General features: G+C 48.1%; 12 protein-coding genes and 1 tRNA gene. 2 read left to right on the plus strand and 11 right to left on the minus strand.

Features of this window, described 5'->3' with window-relative positions; all coding sequences use genetic code 11:
* The first annotated feature begins 217 nt into the window (after positions 1-217).
* Positions 218-2995, plus strand: coding sequence for a SpoIID/LytB domain-containing protein (locus RTV33_RS08835; RefSeq protein ID WP_312643532.1), 2778 nt, complete (start codon positions 218-220; stop codon positions 2993-2995).
* Between the two features lie 52 nt (positions 2996-3047).
* On the opposite strand, the gene RTV33_RS08840 is transcribed toward RTV33_RS08835, so the two are convergent.
* The 11 genes from RTV33_RS08840 to RTV33_RS08890 all read right to left on the minus strand — a co-directional run bounded on the left by RTV33_RS08840 (position 3048) and on the right by RTV33_RS08890 (position 16784).
* The gene (locus RTV33_RS08840; protein WP_312643534.1) at positions 3048-3392 is read right to left on the minus strand and encodes a hypothetical protein; all 345 of its coding nucleotides are present in this window, start codon (positions 3390-3392) and stop codon (positions 3048-3050) included.
* Between the two features lie 279 nt (positions 3393-3671).
* Positions 3672-3935, minus strand: a complete 264-nt coding sequence (locus tag RTV33_RS08845) for a hypothetical protein (protein ID WP_312643536.1) — start codon at positions 3933-3935, stop codon at positions 3672-3674.
* A 262-nt stretch (positions 3936-4197) separates the two neighbouring features.
* Positions 4198-5433 carry an MFS transporter gene (locus RTV33_RS08850; RefSeq protein ID WP_312643538.1) on the minus strand — a complete coding sequence of 412 codons (1236 nt, stop codon included), beginning with the start codon at positions 5431-5433 and terminating at the stop codon, positions 4198-4200.
* A 12-nt stretch (positions 5434-5445) separates the two neighbouring features.
* A complete protein-coding gene (locus tag RTV33_RS08855) occupies positions 5446-7149 on the minus strand; it encodes a DUF4091 domain-containing protein (protein WP_312643539.1) in 1704 nt (567 codons plus the stop codon).
* Positions 7150-7187: 38 nt separating this feature from the next.
* Positions 7188-8009 (minus strand): carbohydrate ABC transporter permease, encoded by an 822-nt coding sequence (locus RTV33_RS08860; RefSeq protein WP_312643541.1) that lies wholly within the window; start codon positions 8007-8009, stop codon positions 7188-7190.
* A gap of 2 nt (positions 8010-8011) precedes the next feature.
* Entirely contained in the window at positions 8012-8890 is an 879-nt protein-coding gene (locus tag RTV33_RS08865) for a sugar ABC transporter permease (protein WP_312643542.1), read from the minus strand.
* 82 nt (positions 8891-8972) lie between these two features.
* Entirely contained in the window at positions 8973-10265 is a 1293-nt protein-coding gene (locus RTV33_RS08870) for a sugar ABC transporter substrate-binding protein (protein WP_312643544.1), read from the minus strand.
* A gap of 315 nt (positions 10266-10580) precedes the next feature.
* Positions 10581-12620, minus strand: a complete 2040-nt coding sequence (locus tag RTV33_RS08875) for a helix-turn-helix domain-containing protein (RefSeq protein WP_312643546.1) — start codon at positions 12618-12620, stop codon at positions 10581-10583.
* Between the two features lie 430 nt (positions 12621-13050).
* Positions 13051-13126, minus strand: a tRNA-Lys gene (locus RTV33_RS08880).
* A 115-nt stretch (positions 13127-13241) separates the two neighbouring features.
* Complete coding sequence (locus RTV33_RS08885) at positions 13242-14186, minus strand: glycosyltransferase family 2 protein (RefSeq protein WP_312643547.1); 945 nt, start codon at positions 14184-14186, stop codon at positions 13242-13244.
* Positions 14187-14201: 15 nt separating this feature from the next.
* Positions 14202-16784, minus strand: a complete 2583-nt coding sequence (locus RTV33_RS08890) for a YfhO family protein (RefSeq protein WP_312643549.1) — start codon at positions 16782-16784, stop codon at positions 14202-14204.
* A 228-nt stretch (positions 16785-17012) separates the two neighbouring features.
* On the opposite strand from RTV33_RS08890, the gene yfbR reads away from it, so the two are divergent.
* A complete protein-coding gene (gene yfbR, locus RTV33_RS08895) occupies positions 17013-17591 on the plus strand; it encodes a 5'-deoxynucleotidase (RefSeq protein ID WP_312643550.1) in 579 nt (192 codons plus the stop codon).
* The last annotated feature ends 18 nt before the right edge of the window (positions 17592-17609 follow it).

The following is a 17609-nucleotide window of genomic DNA, read 5'->3' on the forward strand; positions in this document are numbered from 1 at the left end:
CAGACAGCTTGGAGTGGGCTCGACAGAAAAATGAACCGAGCGGCCACCGAGCAAAATGTGATCGGTAAGGACATATCGGATTAGCAGCGGCAATTTGCCGCAGACAGCTTGGAGTGGGCTCGACAGAAAAATGAACCGAGCGGCCACCGAGCAAATTATAATCGGTAAGGCCATGTCGGATTAGCAGCGGCAATTTGCCGCAGAAGGGGGTGCCAGAGTGGTTGCAGAAATCATTGGGGTGGGAGCCGGGCTTTTGTCGGGCGACATCATCAATCAAAATGTAGAGTTTCTTTCCGGTGAGCTTGCGGCTTTCGGAATCGACCTGCAGTTTCAATCCACTGTTGGCGACAACAAGCTGCGTTTGCAGAAGTGCCTCGCGCACGCACTCGAGCGCAGCGATCTTGTAATCCTCATGGGGGGCATTGGCCCCACAGCGGACGACATAACCAAACAAACCATAGTAGAAGGCATTGGCAGCTCGCTAGAGCTACACGAGGCAAGCCTTGAGCACATCAAACAGGTATACCAAAAAAACGGCAAGACCATGCCGCCCGAGTGTATGAAGCAGGCAATGCTGCCCAAGGGCGCAACGGTATTCCCCAACAAACGGGGCACCTCGCCGGGTTGTGCCATTTCGGCGGGCGCACAGTGTATGCTGATTTTACCCGAAAACCCGCGTGAGTTGGGGCCAATGTTTCTGGAACATGTTTACGGCTATCTTGCTGATTTTGCCAAAGACGAAATTGCCTGCCGTACGCTGCGTGTTGCAGGGCTGGCACCGCTTACGGTTGCACAGCAGCTTGACGACCTTACCCGCGGCGGCAACCCGGTTTTAGCGCTTTACCCAATGGGCAGCGACAAGGTAATGCTGCGTGTGACAGGCAGGGCAAAAACCAAAGAGCAGGCAGAAAGCCTGTGTACACCCGTGGTGGAAAGCATTATGAAGCGGATGGGGCGCTATGTAATTAGTAAAGGTGCAGCGCCGCGCCCGCAAAACGACACAGAAATGGTGAAAGCGGCTGCAAGCGACGGGGGCAGCAAGCCGCCGCAAAAACGCCGCTGGTACCAAAATATTTTCCCGCAAAAGGGCGATGACGGTAAGGAAATTATCCTTAAACTGGTGCTGATTGTGGCAGTTGTGGTGCTGCTTGGCTCACTGGGCTACATTGTTCATTATTACTACGCTGCAAACGCCAACCGCCAGTTGGTAGAAGGCATGGAAAGCATGTTCTCTGAGGGCGAAAACTACGAGGTGCCGGAGGGCTACCCCAAGGATTACCTGAAAAAGTTTATTCCTTGGTGGGAGATTAACCGCGACGTTGCCGGCAGAATCGAAATTGAAGGTACTCCGCTGAAATATGCGATTGTGCAAGCGGATGACAACGATTTTTACTTGCGCCGTACCTTCTATAAAAAAGATGATAAGCATGGTGTGCCGTTTGTTGATTTCCGTGTAAACCTGAAAAAGGAAAGCACCAACACCGTTATTTACGGGCACAACATGACAGACGGGCAGATCTTCGGTGAGCTGATCAACTATAAAAACCTGGAGTATTACAAGAAGAACCCGGTGATTAAGTTTGATAGCGTCTACCGTGAGGGCAAGTATAAAATTGCTGCGGTGATTGTTACAAAGGCAAACGACCCGCAGTTTATGTACCACGATTTTATCGAACCGAAAAACGACAAAGAAATGAACGAGTTCATCAAAAAGATGCAGCAGCGCTCGCTTATCAACACCACGGTGGATGTAAAGCCCGGCGATAAGCTGATTACACTTTCCACCTGCGATTACTCGTTCCGCGACCCTACTACCAATGAGCGTATCGCACGCTTTGTCGTGATTGGGCGCAAGGTGCGACCCGGCGAAAGTGCCGAGGTTGATACTGCAAATGCAAAGATGAACCCCAACCCCTTGATGCCGGACGCTTATTACAATTCGTCCAGCCAGCCGAGCAGCAGTTCCTCTGTTTCGAGCAGCAGCTCGTCAAGCTCCAGCAGTTCATCGAGCAGTTCTTCCAGTTCCAGCAGCGAGACAACAAGTGACGAGGTGAGCAGCGAAACCAGCAGCTCCTCCAGTTCGAGCAGCAGTTCTTCAAGCTCCAACAGTTCAAGCTCGTCCAGTTCCTCCGCCTCAAGCAGTGAGGAAAGTACGTCCAGTTCTGAACCGCCAAAATCGAGCTCATCGGAGGAATCCAGCAAGGATTCCTCCGATGAACCCGATGATTCGGGCGGTGCGCGCATTGCCCGAACCGATTTGGTGACGGTGGATGGCGAAGAGCTTGAGGCGTTTGACGCAGTATGCGGTATGGTGCAAAATGAAACAGGCGGCACGTATAAAACCGAGGCGCTCAAGGCGCAGGCGGTTGCGATATACAGCAGGCTGGTGGCACGCGGCGGTACAGTTACCGGAATGCCAATGCGAACCCCCAACAGTACTGTGCAAAAAGCGGTGAAAGCAGTATGGGGCGATATGGTGCTATATGGCAGCAAGCCCATCGATGTATACTTCTATTCCACCTCAGCGGGCATGACCAACACCTCAAAAGAGGTATGGGGAGGCGCGCTCAACGGGCACAACCAAAATATAGACAGCCACTGGGATGAAAGCTCGCGTTACTACGGAATGGAAACCGCATTCTCAAAGGATACCGTGATTGACAAGGTTTACGGCAAACTGAATGTTGACCTCGAAGGTGTGCCAGAGGACGAATGGTTTCGTGTGGACAGCAAAACCGGAGGCGGCTACAACGACAAAATGACTGTAGGAGGCACCAAAAAAACGACCGGTCGCGTGATACGTGAAAATGTACTGGGGCTGAAATCGGCCGCATTTGATTGGCATTTTTCAGGCGACAAAGTAATCTTTACTACATATGGCTACGGTCACGGCTGTGGTATGAGCCAAAACGGCGCAAACGAGATGGCGAAGGAAGGCTACAGCTACACCGAAATTTTAGAACACTACTACCCGGGATGCAGTGTAGGGCAATAAAAAGCACCACTTCAATGTGTGAAGCGGTGCTTTTTATTTATGTATTTTTAGTTTAGTAAGATTTGATCAAGGTAATGTTGCCGATGAAAGGAAGTGGCTTGGCCTCAAGCTTGCAGACGTTTACAATACCAAGAATTGCAAGAATGAAAATTGCAAGGCTGCCAACGCCGCTGATGGTAACGCTCAAAAAGGGGAGAATAAAGGCAACGGCATTTGTTACAATACCCAGTGCAACAGCGGTAAGGAACAAAACAAGCCCCTGATTTGCATGGTACTGTGCAAATTTATTTTCTTTTCCGGCCAGCAACGGAATTAAAAATAAAAGACTGATGTATGCAAAGATAGAAAGAACCTTGCCCTGCTCTGCCTCTTGCTTGTCAATTTCGATAGTATTCATTTTAAAACCCTCCATTATAAATTTATCGCCTATATAATACCATATTTTACACTTTAGCGCAATGAGATGTTGTGAAAATTAGCATAAAAAATACAAAAAAATTTGGCGATTCATATAGCAGTAAAACTCTAAATATAGAGCGAAGATATAATATAAGAGAATAAAAAAGCAGGCAGTATTCTGTGCACACTACCTGCTTTGCGCGTAATATCAGTTTTAGATATCATATGATTTTAAGTTGGAATTTGAACTGTCATCACAAAGATTATGCTCATAATCTTATGTACAATTAAAATTAGTTTTTCTTGTAACAGAAACACAGCCAAGAACAATATTCTCCAAAGCTACAGCAAAAGTAATCCATAAAGAATTAGAGAAAGCCTTAAAAAACCGATAAACAGACCAACTATCATCTCCAAGGAATGGCTTAAAAAAACTAATACATACTATACCATCGTTCACATCGATAAAAGTAGAGTTTAAATAGTTTATTCCTAAATCAACGCTAATAAACAATGCGACCGCTAAAATACCTAATGACACTATTCTTAACTTCTTAATTGTTAAATACCTCCTAATAAAATATAAGTAATTTTCTCTTGATTTTATCATAGCTAAAATAAAAAGTCATGCATGGGTTCAAACACTCATGCATGACTTTTTATGGTAATCCACCGGAAATTCGAACTCCCAACCTTATGGATGAAACCGTATGCGCTTGCTAGGTAAACTCAACACAAATCACCAAAGTAGTTAGGAGCAGGTCTACGCATAGTCTGGTTTTGAGTAAAGCATCAAAATATTATCAGCACTTTGTTTTGACACCGCTCTTGCTTACAACCTTTTGCAAAGCAAGGTTTGCAACGAAACAGATAATAGGGAAGATGGCTGCGAATGCCATGCCAACACGCAAACCCACCTGCTCGCCGCCTGTACTGGTGGCGGCAATGCTATCGGCTACCAGCCCAACAATAAAAGCACCGCTCGATGCTCCTACATCACCCGAAGCACTCATCAAGGCAAACAGGCTGGCTCCTGCCGTGGGCAAATTGCGGCCAACAATCGAAACACTACCCGGCCACAGCAAGCTGGCACTAAAGCCCGTCAATGCACAGGCAATCAGCCCGACAGCAGGAGATGCGGATAATGCTGCAATGAGATAAAGAGAGGCAGACATCAGCGACCCCCAGAGCATTAGCTTATGCAAATCTGCCTTACTGCCTGCAATTGCATACAAGGTACGGCCAACTGCCAACATGAGTGCAAAACCGCAAGCCCCCAGTATGTCACCCATAGACTTTGGGATAAGCAAACCGCGCTCAATAAATGCGGATGCCCACTGTGCCATGGTAACCTCGGTTGCTCCCCCGAAAATAATTGCTACTACAGCCAGTAAAAACACAGGTTGACGCACCAGCTGCGAAATAGGCATAGCCTCATGGTGGCTTACACGCTGTACCAGAGGCACAGCGGTAAAGAGAACGGAACTGATAACAGGGGCAGCCGCCCACATGAGGATAATTGCCTGCCAACAATGCTCTCCCCACAGCCACAGCAACAAAGTGGTTGCCGGAATGAACAGAATCTGTCCCCATGCAAAAAAGGAATGCATAAGGCTCATCTGCTGGCTGCGCTTGTCGTCATCGGTCGGCAAAGCATCGAGTATTGGGCTTAGCAACAGCTCCTGCAAGCCGCCGCCTGCGGCAAATACCATGATGCTAATACAAAATCCCATAAACACATTATCGCCAAACAGCTGTGGGCTGAGTGCAAACAGCACCAAGCCCAAGCTGCTAACCAATGGCGCTGCCACAGCAAATCTACGAAAGCCATAGCAATCAACAGGCTTGCTAAAGATAATATCGGAGGCAACCTGTGTGCAGAAGTTGAGCGTAACCAAAATGCCAAACTGGGTATAGCTTAGTCCACAGGTGTTCTTGAGCGGTATAAGCAGTATAGGAAAAACGCTACTAATTGCTTGGAGAAAGTTAGCGAGGCAGCAGGCAAACACCGTGTGCCTATATTGCAGCTTGCTTTTCATGGGCACGGCCCTCTAAACTCTCTTTGCTATTTCTTCATTCACTCTACGGCGCAGGTGCAGCAGATAGTCGGCACCCTCGGGGTATTGCTTAAAGGTTAGCTTGTAGTCAAGATCATGGTGAATCAGATTCTCTACAAAATTGCGGTCAGTCAGGCTTTGGAGCAGGGCAAGTGCACGCATATCGGCATAACCCTCCATTTGCACCTCATTGCGTATTGAGCTATAAACATCACCGCCAGGGGCAGGGTATACCAGATATGGGTCACCCGAGGGAAATGCAAATTCACAATCAGACACTCTATACGGGTCGATAGCCCGTCGTGAGAACTGGGAATTGTAGAAGTTGTAGCCCCAATGCAAGAAGCCCTTAATATCGTAGAGGTACATCAGCACACCCATGATACGATTGCGCGCACTGGGCATTGCAAAGAAACGGTTGGGTACATGGTCGCTCTGGGCACAGCAGTAGTATACCCACAGGTCGGGCACTCCGTTATCGATAAATGGCTGAATATGGTCGTTGGCAGGTATTGGATGAGACACCAGTTCTCTCTTGTAAAACTCATAACTGCTCAATGCATCCATAACAATATATCCGTCCAACAGGTCTTCTATCTGCTTCTTGGCCGCAAGGTAGCTGTCCATATGCTCCTCATTGGGCTCATCCGAGATATGAAAACGCAGCTGTTCACGGGTATATCCCTTGCCATGCAGGTATTCTATCAGCTGCGGGACAAATGCCTCGAGGAACGCACGATACTCGAGTGAGGTGGCAGGGACGTCCCAGCCAAAAATGCGTTTCTCGCAGCCGTCAACAGTTGCAATAATTTTGGGTGTGGCATAGGCTCCCCACTGCGTGAAGAAGTGCGCAAGCTCGAGATGAGAAATTTTGTATTTGCGGCACAGGTCACACCAGCGGCCAAGCTGTGCAAAGTCAAAGCTGTAACGGCTGCCATTTTTCTCAATGTTCACAAGCTGCACTGTGGTGCGCTCGCCGCCCACCTGTGTATCAAGCGGGGGAGTAAATATTGGGGTAAGCAACATATTGACACCTGCCTGCTGCCCTGCAAATCGAATAAAGTTCTCCATGATGCGCCAATGCTCGTCTCCCAGTGCAGCAACATGGTAATAGTTAGCAAGGCAGTCTGCATGAAACCATTCGGTGTGCAGCAGCGTCTGCGGCGGAAGCTGTTTGTTGATGATCTCGAGTGTAATGTCTTGCTGCCAGTTCCATGCCGAGGCAGCGCTGCAATCAATTGTCACACCGTTGCTCATAAGATAGGTGGTGTCGGCAACCGATTTTACAGTAAGGGTATAACTGCCCGCCTTCACCTTATCCAGCGGTATGTCTACCCATAAGCTGCGGTACTGGCTGTCAATTGGGGCAACCCGACCGGTACTGGGGGTTAGCAGGTCGGGGAACAAGCCGGGCTGTGTGGTTAGGTAGTTCTTGTCGCGCCCTGCCCAGCAGGGGTACTGCCCCGGAATCAGCTCGACATTACGCAGCTGTACGGGTGCCGGTGAGCCCTCTACCGAGAGAGTAAATGGCTGCCATGCGGCACCGTTGTGCCCGTCGGTGCATGTGTATACAATCTGGAAGGATACGCGATCACCAAGTAGCGCTGACAGCTTGAAATCATGAGAAACAGCAGCAGGACGTTTGTGAGCAAAGACCTTTTCCAATGAGTGGGTAATAAAAAACTCATACTGTGGCATACCGTTTGTCTCCTCTTATTTTTTTATAGGCTATATCCCTAGCCCTTGATACCGCTTAGCGCAATGCCCTCTACAAATTGCTTTTGCAGGCAGATGTACAAAATAAACGGCGGCAGGAATGCCAAGGTAGAGCCCGCCATAACCAGACCATAATTAGTTGCATAGCTGCCCTTGAGTGCAGATATAGCAAGGGTAAGCGTTTGCATATGCGGCTTGGTAGAGATAACCAGAGGCCACAGAAAATCGTTCCATGTACTGATAAAGGTAAAGATGGTAAGAGAGATGAGTACCGGCTTAATAAGTGGAATAACAATTGTAACAAATATGCGGTTTTCTCCGCAGCCATCAATGCGTGCAGCCTCCAGCAGCTCGTCTGGAACGTTGACCATGAACTGACGAATAAGGAAGATGCCAAATGCATTGATGATGGGTAAAAAAAGCGCAGCATAGGTATTAAGCATACCTGCATTTTTCATCATTGTGAATACAGGTATTAGGGTAACCTGCCCGGGAATCATCAGTGTAGCTAAAAAAATAGAAAACAGCAGATCACGTCCGGGAAACTTCTTTTTAGCAAAGGCATAAGCGGCCATTGAGCTAAAGAGACAGTTAAATACGCAGGCGCACGTAGTAACGATAACACTGTTCTTAAAGTTAGAAAGCAGATTAAAATTTTTGAAAACACGACCATAGTTGATAAGGCTGAAGTCGGTACCCGAGAAATCAAGGTTGAGAACGGTTTTTTGTGTAAATGAGATGAGCCCCATATACACAAACGGGCTAAATGCAAATACTGCAAAGCAGAGAAGAACAGCTCCCATTACAATTTTGATAAGTAATTTCTTTGCCTTTGGACTCACAGTTAGTCACGCTCCCTTCCACCACGCAGAATTAGTTTTTGTGCACCCGATATAAGCATGACAAATAAAAACATAAGCAGAGCAATCGCACTGGCGTAGCCCATGTTATACTCCTTGAACGCAGTGTTGTAGATGGTGAGCACAAGGGTAACGGTACTAAGCCCCGGGCCGCCGCCTGTCATGGTATGCACCATATCAAAAACCTGGAAGGACCAGATAGTGCCCAGCGTTACTACAAGGAAAGTGACAGGTGCCAAACTGGGCATGGTTATGCGGAAAAACCGCTGAATGGGTGTTGCTCCATCCACCTGAGCAGCCTCGTAAAGGCTGCGTGGAATATCCATAATTCCTGCAAAGTATATAACAAGGAAGTAGCCTACATTCTTCCAAATAGTTGCCATGCAAATACTTATCAGAGCTGTGCTCTTGCCGCCAAGCCAGTTTACAGGGTTGGCCCCCAATGTTTTGATTAGATCATTTGCTACACCGGTAGGCGAAAGAATGATGGACCATAGTGTACCTACCAGTACAGATGAAGCAATAACCGGTACAAATAGTGCGCTCTTAATAAAATTACCAAAGCGATTGTGGAACAGCTCCGCAATAACAGCCGCCAGCAACAGTGCAAGAATTGTCTGTATAGGTACCGTTATCAGCGTGAACAGTGCCGTGTTTTTGAGTGATGCCCATATGTAAGGATCTGAGAGCATTCTCTCGTAATTGGCAAGGCCTACCCACTGTGCGGGCTGCATGATGTTATACTTGGTAAAACTAAGCCCAAGGTTCATGAAGATAGGTATTATCGAAAATATCATAATGAGGATAGTACTGGGTAACACATAGAGAATGCCCTGTAGTACCTCACGGGTTTTCTTACTCATAAAGTCTCCCCCATTTGTTCAAAACGCAGGCAGATAGACTGGCCATCTGCCTGCGTCAGGCGATTATTGTGTGGTAACAGTATTATCCAATGCTTTTGGAATAGTCTACAGTCTTTTGAATTGCCTGCTCCGGGGTAAGGTCGCCCAGCATCATCAGCTGAAGATTCTTGTAAAGTGTATCCATTACCTTAAAGGCTCCGTTAGCAACCGGAAGTGTATGGAAAAACTCACTCTGGTTCTCGTACATATCCTTGAATTTGGGGTTATCGTTGTACTCCTCGTCTTTGGTGATAGGGGGGAACGATGCAATTTCCTTATGGAAAGCAGTCATAACAGGTGCACTGGTTATATACTTCATCAGGCTGGCTGCGAGCTCTTTGTTCTTGCTTGCATTGTTCATGATAAGAGAATCAGAAGCAACCCATGTTGCCTTTGTTTTACCTTCGAAGCTGTTGAGGAAGTCCCAGTTGATGCCAGCCTTGTCAAGTTGGGTGCTGGACTTGGCATCCATAGAAGCGATTGCAACACGGCCTGCGCAGAACTGCTCGCGAACAGCGTCGCCTGAAAGTGCAAGGCTCTCATCGGTAAGAACACCGTGCTTAAACTTGAGGTCATACAGGAACTGAGCTGCCTCAACAGCCGCGGTGTTGTTCATCAGAGCAACGGAACTTCCATCAGCACTGTAGATATCTCCGCCTGCTTGCCAAAGGTACGGGTAGTAGACGTTGTTGAGTGCACCAATGGCGGGGTCAGCCCACTCCTGTGCAAAGGGGATGACGTCGGGCAGCTGCTGCTTAATCTTAAGGGTGACGTCAACGAGCTCAGCCCATGTCTTGGGAGGCTCGGTAACCCCTACTTTGTTGAGAATATCCATGTTGAAGTAGGGGATACGGGCATTTCCTACAACGAAAGGCAGAGCATACTGTCCGCCCTTCATGTTGCCCTTTTCCCAATAAATGTAGTTGTCTTTTTCTTCCGGAGTGAACTGCCCGCTGATGTCAGCCAGTGCCCCCATCTCGATAAAGTCATTAAACATCTCAAGATACATGTAACCTACATCGGGCCCCTCCCCGGAAGAGAATCCTGTGAGGTACTTCTCCTCGTACCCACCCCAAGGGGTAATCTCGATGGAAAGGTTAACATTGTTTTCGGTTGCCCATGGCTCCAGAGCCTTGGTCCAAAATTCCATGTCAAGTGAGTCGCCTGTGCCAAAGGGAGGCATCCATAGCAATAGGTCGGTTTTTTGGGTGGAAGCAGGTAAGCTCGAGGCAGTAGAAGAGCTGCCGTCACCACTGGGGGCGGGGGGCGTGCCGCAGCCTGCCAGCATGGTCAGACAGAGTGCAAATGCAGTAATAATACGAAGTACTCTTTTCATAAGCTCAAACTCCTTTTGTTATGTGGGTTTATATAGAGGCAACCATCCTCTTTTAAGTACTATTATCATACAAAAATATAAGTTAACTGTATACCAACTGTTTTTATGTATTAATTTATGAATTCGTCGTATTATCAGGCAGATAACTGGATACAATCCACAATTACTAACCTTTTTTTAGCTACCTGTTAACCGTTTTTTAGGTGAAATGAGTAGCCAGAGCACTTCTAATTGATAGGCAGCACAAAATTAGTTAGTAGGCAAAAATGAAAAATCCCGGTGCAGCAGCTGCCACAACCGGGATATAAAGATAGACTAGCCGTGCTTACGCAGGGAACTTGGAGTTCGGCTTTCGTATTTTTTAAAGACTCGAATAAATGAAATGTCACTTGAGAATCCAACCATCAGTGCTATTTCCTTAATACTCATACTTGTGCTTTGAATCAGCAACTTGGCTTGGTTGATGCGCAGTTGGTTAATATACTGCACCAGACCAATGCCATACTTGCTCTTAAATGTAGTGGAGAGGTAAGAGTTGCTTACCTTGAGCTCATCCGAAACAAGATACAGCCCCAGCATAGGATCGGTAAAGTCACGGTTAATGATTGTCTTGGCACGCTCGGCAATAGAGCCCCCCTCCTGACAGTCATCGGTGGTATCTCCACACAGCTTATTCATCAAGCTGTGTGCGGCTGCCCGCAACTGTACCGGCGTTTGGCACCCCACTATTTCCCGTGTGCGGTAAGCCTCAGGGGAGATATCGCCAGCCAACCGGGCCTTGCGCAAGGCTGTGAGCAAGAGGTTCTGTATGGCTGCAAACTGAATATTCCGAAGCTCGGCCGACATTTCGCTATCGGTATGCTGGCTGAGCAGCAGCTCCAGCGATTGCATTGCCAGAGTGTAGCGGCCTTGTTGCAAGTCGGTTGCAAACGCTTCCGATGAAGATATGTTCATCATATCCTTTTCGGCACTTGTCTCCAGTCGATTGCTGTAACATATTACGTTACCAACGGTATCATCGGCATCTTCACCCAGCGCAGATAATGCTTGACTGTAGCTGGCCGGGATGTGAACAAGGCTGTCGTAACGCATGCCCAATGCAGCAGTAGCACCGCCATCGGGGAACACCTGTTGCAGCAGTTGCTTAAATACAGGGACCATACTATGCTGATACACTTCCTCGGCAAGATTGAGCAGCAGTACATAGTTATCCTGAAAGTAGCTGACAATTACATCGTACCCAAGCTGACTGAACCAATCCAGCAGCTGGCCGCCAAGCTGTTCGGGTATCGCGGGGCTAAGGTGCACAACCGCTACCAAATAGTAAGGCTGCTCAAACATAACATCATACCGCTTGGCAGCATTAAAGATGGCATACTCGTTGTGCATACTACCCGCAAGCACGGTGTTTAGGAACAGGCCACCTATCATGTTTTGCTGTGCTTGCAGCTTCTCAACCGAGAGATTGCGCTCTTGCAGCATGCGGTCTATCTGCTGCCCAATAGCCTGGTACTCGTCCTGGGCTTCGCTTACCTCGGCCCCCAGCTTGGTCATTAGGCTGTGCAGGGGTACCGTGTGCCTGCGCCCGATATAAACAGATGCCAGTACCCCAAAGAGGGCACAAAACACCACACCAAACACACATAGGTACAGCGCAATAGAAAATGGTCTCAGCAACTCGCGTTGCATATACACGTTTACATACTGTATTGAGGGGAGCTCCGAGGAACGTTGATACAGTATGGCATCGTTGCTTTCCTGTTTCAAAAGCAGCCGGGAAAGCAGATCTCCATCGCCTATCTGTGCAAAAATCTGGTCATCTAATGATATACCAAATGCCACCTGCGTCGAGCTATCGGCAAGAAGTGGCTCAATAGCCTTAAGCAGCTCGACAGTGTCAAATTGGAATATAATATAGCCTGCCACCCGTCCGTCGCATATCATCTGCCGAATATAGCTAAAGCTCTGCCCGTCAAACTCTGGCAATAGTGCAAAACCATTGGCGGTTTGCTGTATGGCGGAGAGCCATTTATCCAACCCATCGGTAGCAAGCTGATTGTGCAGGGCATAGTAAGAATTGGCGTAGTAGCAGCCCAAATCACCCACAATTAACTGCAAATCAGGATAATAAATAAATACCCCGCTAACAATCTTATTGGCAATTTTGTAACTGTTCATCTGATCACTAAATCGATACATGTCCTGTGTAATATTGGACACGGGAGCGTTAATCCTTTTGAGGTGTGAGTTTATTTGGTTGAGTTCAAGTGTGGCAGAATACTTCTGTACCTCTTGTAGCCTTGCATCGGTGTTTTGTTGCAGATATTGTGTGAGGTCGCTGCTTGTTTCCAGCATATTCTGCCTCAAAATATTAAGCATGTAGCCCAACAAAAATGAGCATAACAGCAGGATAGCCGCAATGGTTACAAGGATTGGTCGAGCCCAACGCAGACGTGTTTTCCCAATGCAAAACAAACCCTCACCTCCAATGATGAAATTATACTAGCAACAAGCATAAAATGCAACAATCAGATCAGATTCGGCCAAGCCTACTCCGATAAAGTGTAGCTTGAAAGGGAGTACAGCTGTTCATGTATTCCCCTGTAATCACTGGTTCGGCATTCTTTTGGCATAAAACAACACCCCCATTGTTTTCAGTATATCATACTGTCTAACAAATGAGGGTGTTGTTCCTTGTTTATAACGAGTGCCTTGCTAATAAAGCCGTATAACGCAAAAAAGCCTATGCACCCATAGACTTTTTTGTGTTATAACAATTGCAAAATGGTGAGCCACCGGAGATTCGAACTCCGGACCCTTTGATTAAAAGTCAAATGCTCTGCCAACTGAGCTAGTGGCTCATAGTGCACTCGCGTTTTTTCGAGTGCCTAATTAGTATACCAAAAATACGAGAGATTTGTCAATAGTTTTCGCGAAAAAAGTTACCATTTTTATAAAAACATCTGACGAGAATGTTTATTGCAGAAAATCCTCGATAATATAACGCGGGCGGCGTTTTACTTCACCGTAAATTTTACCGATGTACTCACCGATTACGCCAAGACACAGCAACTGAATTCCGCCAATCATCCAAATGGAGCCGACTAGGGTCGTCCAGCCTGCTACGGTTTTACCCATCAGCCACACAACCAAAGCGTACAATAGCACCAGCATGCTAATGGCAAAAATAACGAAGCCGAGTGCGGTAATCAGCCGTATGGGTTTCACCGAGAACGAGGTGATACCGTCAAATGCGAATGCAAGCATCTTTTTCAGCGGGTATTTGCTTTCGCCCGCAAAACGCTCGTGGCGGTCGTACTTTACCACCGAGCTCTTGTACCCGATCAGCGGTACAATGCCACGTAAAAACAGGTTTACCTCGGTAAACTCCGCTAAGCCCTGCAGTGCACGCTTGCTCATCAGGCGGTAATCGGCGTGGTTTTCTACAATGTCCACACCCAGTGCCTTCATAAACTTGTAAAAGCCCACAGCGGTGGTGCGTTTGAATACCGTATCGGTGTCGCGCTTATTGCGCACACCGTACACAACGTCGTTGCCTTTGTAATATTCTGCCACAAAGCCATCGATTACATCCACGTCATCCTGCAAATCTGCATCCAGTGAGATTGCCATATCGCACAGCGGCATTGCGGTCATCAGCCCTGCCAGCAGAGCGTTTTGGTGCCCCTTGTTGCGCGAGAGCTTCAGCCCCGAAAATAGGGGGTTCTTTGTATGCAGCTCACAAATCATCTCCCAGGTGCGGTCGCGGCTGCCGTCGTTTACCAGCAAAATTCGGCTTTGTGCGCTTACCGTGCCGCCGTCTATCATTCCTTGCAGTTTCTTGGTCAGCCGTTTTGAAGTTTCGGGCAAAACCTGTTCCTCATTATAACAAGGGATCACCAAATACAAGGTGTCAGCCATCTATTATGCCTCCCATTATTTTTTGTGTTTCTTTTTCTTATTGTTTTGCTTGGGTTTTGATACTTGCTGTGGCGCAGCCTGCTCCCTCTCACCAATAAAGTCTTCCTCGCTCCAGTTGACATCTTCTGCAGCAATCACTTCGTCGGATGCTTGCGGTTCGGCGGGTTCGGTGTGGGCTTCGGGTGCGTCAAGGCAGTCATCCAGCGAAAGCTGATCTTCCAGCTGCTCGTCCAAAATAAAATCCGGTTCAAACAGCTCATATTTTTGAACGCGTTTCCTGCTGGGATACACGCGACGCGCAACCAGCCAGTAAGCCAGCAAAACAATTACCGCGCCGCCGGTTACAGCCAACCCAAACAGCAGGCCGGGCGTCATATAATCAAAGCGTATTTCACATTCGCCTGCAGGAACACGTACCGCCATAAAACCAATGTCCACCGTTTCAATCTGGGCAGGCTCGCCGTTTACGGTAGCAGACCAGCCCTTGTCGGATGGTACACTGAAAAACATCAATCCCGGTTTATCCAGGTTGCTGCGCGCGGTAAAGCCGCGGTTATCCTTTTGGAAGAAATAGCACGAGCCCTCACGGCGTGCGGCGACATCATCAAGAAAATCGGTATAGTCAACGGGCATATCGTTGCTGACCACAACATGGTCGAGCATTGTGCCATAACGTGCTGCCTGCTCATCGTTGAGCACCAGGGCACGCATCAAAATTTTGTGTCGGTCTGCTTCGGGCACTTCCTTAAACTCGTCCTCCGTGATAAAGCCGTCGAAGGCAAAGCCCATCGGCAGGTAATTTTCGTTCTCATAAATGTTAAAGCCAAGCTGTTTGGAGGTAAGGTGGTAGCCGGGCATCGGTTCCTGATCCTCTTTGTCGGTGCCGATGAACAGGTACTTCACCGAGAACAGGCTGCGCAGCGCATAATACTCCGGCTGCGGGCGGGAGGAAACATCGCGCTTTACGCCTACCTCGGGGTAAAACTTCATAATCGAGGTGGGTACTACCGAATGAAATGCCTGAATGTTAGGAATGTGCCAATACATGCCGAAGTTGTCGCCGCTGTCATAAATATCCATACGATAAAATTGTTCGTCCAAATCGGGCATTTTCAGGTTGCGACGCCCCATTATGCCGTTATCAATAATATAGTTGTCCCCCGCCATATCCTGCTTGGAAATACCCAGATACAACGCCGTATAACTAACGCTGAACAGTGCAAGCACAACGATGACCGTGCGGGTAAAGTTCTTATTTTGGCGGGCATGCGCAATAAGCAGGTAGCAAAGCAGCAGGGCAAGTACCGATATAGCGGCGTAAACCCAAAAGAGCTGCATGTCATTGGCAAGCCCGATTTTTTCCACCGCGCCGTCTTTGAATACCGGCGTAAAGCCAACCGCCAAAAGGATCACCCCGGTGACCACAGCTGTCCAGCGGTATCCGCGCATGATATCAATTTTTGCGTTTTCAAGTGCCACCACGGTAGCTGCACAAAGCAGCAGCACCAACATATAGAACCAGCGGGTGTAATACGAGTGGTTAAAGCCCACAAACAGGCTGTTAAGCCCGGGCACCATGGCGATAACAAAGCAGGCAATTATCATTTTACGCAGCCAGTTTTTGCGTGCACTGATGAGAAATGCGAGCACACCAGACATTGAGAACAAGGGCAGCCACGCCGAAAGCGAGGCCCATTTTGCACCATGGTCGGGGAACATGTTTGGGCGCGAGGGTGTTTCGGGCGGGAAGAAAAAACTTGCAAGAATACCCGGCTGGCGCTGCTCGTGGGTGTACAGCCAGAACTGCCAGCCCCCCAGCATGTTTTCGGGCAGAGCAGTGCGTGGGTTGCCCATTACCGCAAGCACACTGGGCAGCAAAGCAAACATCGAGCACAGTACACCAAGTACCGCCTCAAACGCCACCCAGAAGAACTTTTTAATGCCGCCTTTGAGCCCTGTGCAGCGAATAAAGTAGTAGAGGATGACAAACACGACCTCGCCGACAAAAAACCAGTAGTTTACAATGGCGTTAATGGCGACGGTAATGGCAAACACGCCGCGGCGGTTGTTTACCAGCAGTTCCTCCAGCCCGATGAGCATAAGGGGGAAAAACACAATTACTTCGTGGAAGTGGTTGAAAAAGATGTTATAGGCCGTGAAGCCCGAAAATGCATACAACAGCGAGCCAATCACCGCGTAGTTCTTATCCCGAACAAAGCGCTGCAAATAAAAATAGGAAGTCAGCGCTGCGCAGGCGGTTTTCAGCACCAGCAGGGGTGCCATCAAATAAGGCAGTGCCTCGGTGGGAAACGGCAGTGTCAGCCAAAAAAACGGGCTGAAGGTAAGATAAAAGCTGTACGACCCTATAAAGTTAGCGCCAAGGTCGGTGTACCAGTTCCAAAAGATATCTCCGCTGCGCACAGCTTCATGTGCGAGCTTGTAAAACGGAATCTGCTGCACATTAAAGTCGCCAATGTAGATAAAAAACCCGCGGTTATAGATCACAAATGGCAGAAAAATAACGGCGGCGGTGCCGAGCGCCACAAAAAACGCCAGCCAGTGTTTGCTTTTTTGAGTTTTGTATGTTAAGCTGTTCAAATCTTTTCACCCCATATGGAAATTAGTACAACATAAATTATATCATATTGTGGAAGTTTTACAATTACAAATATAGAATTGAAACTGCAAAGTTGCTATAATAGAGTAGATACTATTGTTAAGTTTTACACAAGAAGCGCGGAATATGCTGTGCTACCCAAATAGTGGCTCTTCTGCGCTCGTTTTTTGCAGATAAGAAAAAAAAGATGTGTTTTTGGAGGACGTTTGATGGACAACAGCAGCTTTTATGCAATGCTTTCGCGCATGAAATACATCAATCGCTGGGGGCTGATGCGCAGCACCCGAGAAGAAAACCTCGCGGAACACAGCTTGGAGGTAGCGATTCTCGCCCATGCACTTGCGGTAATCGGCAACCGGAGGCTGGGAAGAAACTACGATGCAGGCAAGCTGGTGCTGTATGCCCTTTACCACGACTGCTCTGAAATTATAACGGGCGACCTGCCTACGCCTATCAAATATCAAAACCCGCAGATTCGTGATAGCTACAAGGCAATTGAATACACTGCCAACCAAAGGCTGCTCTCGATGCTGCCCAATGACCTGCGCCCCGATTACGAGGGCTTTTTTGCGGTGGAGCCCGAGGACGATGCTGCAAAACTGGTAAAGGCTGCGGATAAAATTTCGGCCTTGCTGAAGTGTATGGAGGAAGAAAACGCCGGCAACCGCGAGTTTCGCAAGGCGCGGCAGGCAACCGAACAGGCGATTCGCGAAATGCATCTGCCCGAGGCAGATGTTTTTTTACACGAGTTTTTGCATTCATACGACTTAACGCTGGACGAGCTGTAGAAAACGGCTTTGACAGCG

This window comes from Hydrogenoanaerobacterium sp., from assembly GCF_032017025.1.
Classification (GTDB): domain Bacteria; phylum Bacillota; class Clostridia; order Oscillospirales; family Ruminococcaceae; genus Hydrogenoanaerobacterium.

Bases quoted from the DNA above. Each gene is read 5' to 3' on its own strand.
- RTV33_RS08850 (WP_312643538.1), bottom strand. From the start codon at position 5,433: ATGAAAAGCAAGCTGCAATATAGGCACACGGTGTTTGCCTGCTGCCTC.
- yfbR (WP_312643550.1), top strand. From the start codon at position 17,013: ATGGACAACAGCAGCTTTTATGCAATGCTTTCGCGCATGAAATACATC.
- RTV33_RS08855 (WP_312643539.1), bottom strand. From the start codon at position 7,149: ATGCCACAGTATGAGTTTTTTATTACCCACTCATTGGAAAAGGTCTTT.
- RTV33_RS08840 (WP_312643534.1), bottom strand. From the start codon at position 3,392: ATGAATACTATCGAAATTGACAAGCAAGAGGCAGAGCAGGGCAAGGTT.
- RTV33_RS08875 (WP_312643546.1), bottom strand. From the start codon at position 12,620: ATGCTGGAAACAAGCAGCGACCTCACACAATATCTGCAACAAAACACC.
- RTV33_RS08870 (WP_312643544.1), bottom strand. From the start codon at position 10,265: ATGAAAAGAGTACTTCGTATTATTACTGCATTTGCACTCTGTCTGACC.
- RTV33_RS08865 (WP_312643542.1), bottom strand. From the start codon at position 8,890: ATGAGTAAGAAAACCCGTGAGGTACTACAGGGCATTCTCTATGTGTTA.
- RTV33_RS08885 (WP_312643547.1), bottom strand. From the start codon at position 14,186: ATGGCTGACACCTTGTATTTGGTGATCCCTTGTTATAATGAGGAACAG.